Source organism: Variovorax sp. 20P10.2.4 (assembly GCF_058244205.1).
This window is the reverse complement of record NZ_JBZAYE010000910.1, coordinates 1-2,273: the sequence shown is the minus strand read 5'-3', so window position 1 is coordinate 2,273 and position 2,273 is coordinate 1. Positions and strand designations below refer to the sequence as shown.

The 2,273-nt window shown below is 68.8% G+C and carries 4 protein-coding genes; 1 reads left to right on the top strand and 3 read right to left on the bottom strand.

The genetic code is table 11. The features are described 5' to 3' along the window. On the top strand, positions 1-774 hold a 774-nt coding region (locus AC27VN_RS39305; protein ID WP_490880189.1), incomplete at its 5' end, for a rhodanese-like domain-containing protein. 1 nt (position 775) lies between these two features. Here AC27VN_RS39305 and minE read toward each other — a convergent pair. The 3 genes from minE to minC form a co-directional block, all read right to left on the bottom strand. After that, positions 776-1,054, bottom strand: a complete 279-nt coding sequence (minE, locus tag AC27VN_RS39300) for a cell division topological specificity factor MinE (RefSeq protein ID WP_093343682.1) — start codon at positions 1,052-1,054, stop codon at positions 776-778. Positions 1,055-1,057: 3 nt separating this feature from the next. Beyond that, on the bottom strand, positions 1,058-1,873 hold the full coding sequence (minD, locus tag AC27VN_RS39295) for a septum site-determining protein MinD (RefSeq protein ID WP_490880188.1): 816 nt from the start codon (positions 1,871-1,873) through the stop codon (positions 1,058-1,060). A gap of 64 nt (positions 1,874-1,937) precedes the next feature. Further along, positions 1,938-2,273: septum site-determining protein MinC (gene minC / locus AC27VN_RS39290; RefSeq protein WP_490880187.1), on the bottom strand; the 336-nt coding region annotated here is incomplete at its 5' end.

Sequence of the window (2,273 nt, the reverse complement as noted above, 5' to 3'; positions counted from 1 at the left end):
TGGCAGGCCGACCCGCGGCGCAGCCTCTACCTGTTCGACGTGCGCCCGCAGTCCGACCCGGCGTTCGCGGGCACGGCCGTGCAGCAGGTGCCGGGCGGCCAGTTGCTGATGCATTTCGAGAACCTCGTGGCCACGCGCGGCGCGCGCATCGTGCTGTTCGACGATCCGGCCCACCGGCTGCGCGCCGCCATCACGAGCTTCTGGCTCACGCAACTCGGCCAGGCCGAGGTGCATGTGTTCGACGGCCCGCTGCCCTCCCAGGGCCTGCCGCCGGCCCCTTCCGCCGCGATCGCCGATGCCCCGCCTGCCATCGAGGCCGAGGCGCTCGAAGGCGCCACGGTGGTCGACGTCGGTCCGAGCCTCGAGTACGAACGCGGCCACCTGCCGGGCGCGCTCTACCTGCTGCCGGCCTCGCTGGCGCCGCTCTCTCCATGGATCGTGCCGGGCCGCACGCTGGTCTTCACCTCGCCCGACGGCATCGTGGCGAGCCGCGTGGCACGCGATGCGCAACGCCGCTGGCCCGAGGCCGGCGTGCGCTTCGGCTGGCTCGCGGGCGGCACCCAGGCCTGGAAGGCCTCGGGGCGGCCGCTGTCGACCACGCTCGAGGCGGCGCGCCTGCTGACCCCGTTCGACGACGACTGGGGCTCGGTGATGCGCGTGTTCGGGCCGCGACGCGACCCGGCCTGGGCCGACTACCTGGCGTGGGAGCGCGCCCTGTCGGCGCGCGTGGTCGCGGACCCGACGGTCCGCTTCCGCTTCTTCGCGCCGGACTGACTCAGCGCGCCGGCGTGGGCGCGGGGTCGGGCAGCTCGATCTTGATGTCGAGCACCTCGAGGTTGTCCTGGGTTTCCAGGTGGACCTTGATGTCCTCGGGATTGATGGCCACGTACTTCGAGATCACCGCCACCAGCTCGCGCTGGAGTTCGGGCAGATAGTCGGGCCGCCTCTTGCCGCTGAGGCTGGAACGCTCGTGGGCGAGGATGATCTGCAGGCGTTCCTTGGCAACGCTGGCAGTCTTCTTCTTTTCGCCAAGGAGGAACGAGAGGAACGACATGCCTTATCTGCCTCCGAAAATCCGCTTGAAGAAGCCCGGCTTCTCGGCCTCGACGAAACGCATCGGCCTGTCCTCGCCGAGGAAACGCGCCACCACGTCGCTATAGGCCTGGGCCACGTCCGTGTCCTTGTCGTGGATCGCGGGCACGCCCTGGTTGGAGGCGTGCAGCACGCTCTCCGACTCGGGGATCACGCCGATCAGCGGAATGCGCAGGATGTCCTGGATGTCCTCCAGCGAGAGCATCTGGCCGCCCGCCACCCGGTTCGGGTTGTAGCGCGTGATCAGCAGGTGTTCCTTGACCGGGTCGCCGCCGTCCTTGGCGCGCTTGGTCTTGCTGCTGAGCATGCCCAGGATGCGGTCCGAGTCGCGCACCGACGAGACCTCGGGATTGGTCACCACCAGCGCCTCGTCGGCGAAGTGCATGGCCATCATCGCGCCGGTCTCGATGCCCGCGGGCGAGTCGCAGACGATGTAGTCGAAGTCCATCGCCGCCAGGTCGGCCAGCACCTTCTCCACGCCTTCCTGCGTCAGCGCTTCCTTGTCGCGCGTCTGCGAGGCGGCGAGAACGAACAGGTTCTCGCACTGCTTGTCCTTGATCAGGGCCTGGCTCAGGTTGGCCTCGCCCTGGATCACGTTGATCAGGTCGTACACCACACGGCGTTCGCAACCCATGATCAGGTCGAGGTTGCGCAGGCCCACGTCGAAGTCGATCACGGCCGTCTTCTTGCCCGCGAGCGCGAGGCCCGAGGAGAAGCTGGCGCTCGTGGTCGTCTTGCCGACGCCGCCCTTGCCCGAGGTCACCACCACTATCTTGGCCATGGCCATTCCTTCTTGTTTCGATTCGGTTGTTGCTGGATCGCTGCCGCGTCGTCCCGCCCTGCCGTCAGGCAATGGGCTCGATCACGATTTTCTTGCCATCGAGCCGGATCTGGGCCGCCTTCGCGAGCACCGAGTCGGGCAGCGGCACTTCCGAGGTCCGGTAGATGCCGGCCACCGCCACCAGCTGGGCTTCGAGGCAGGTCGAGAAGATCCGCGCCTCGGTATTGCCGCGCGCGCCGGCGATCGCCTTGCCGCGCAGCGGCGCGTACACGTGCACGTTGCCGTCGGCGATGACCTCCGCGCCATGGCTCACCACGGCCGTCACGATCACGTCGCCGCCGCGGGCATAGACCTGCTGGCCCGAGCGCAGCGGCCGGTCGATCAGCAGCGTGCCGTTGGC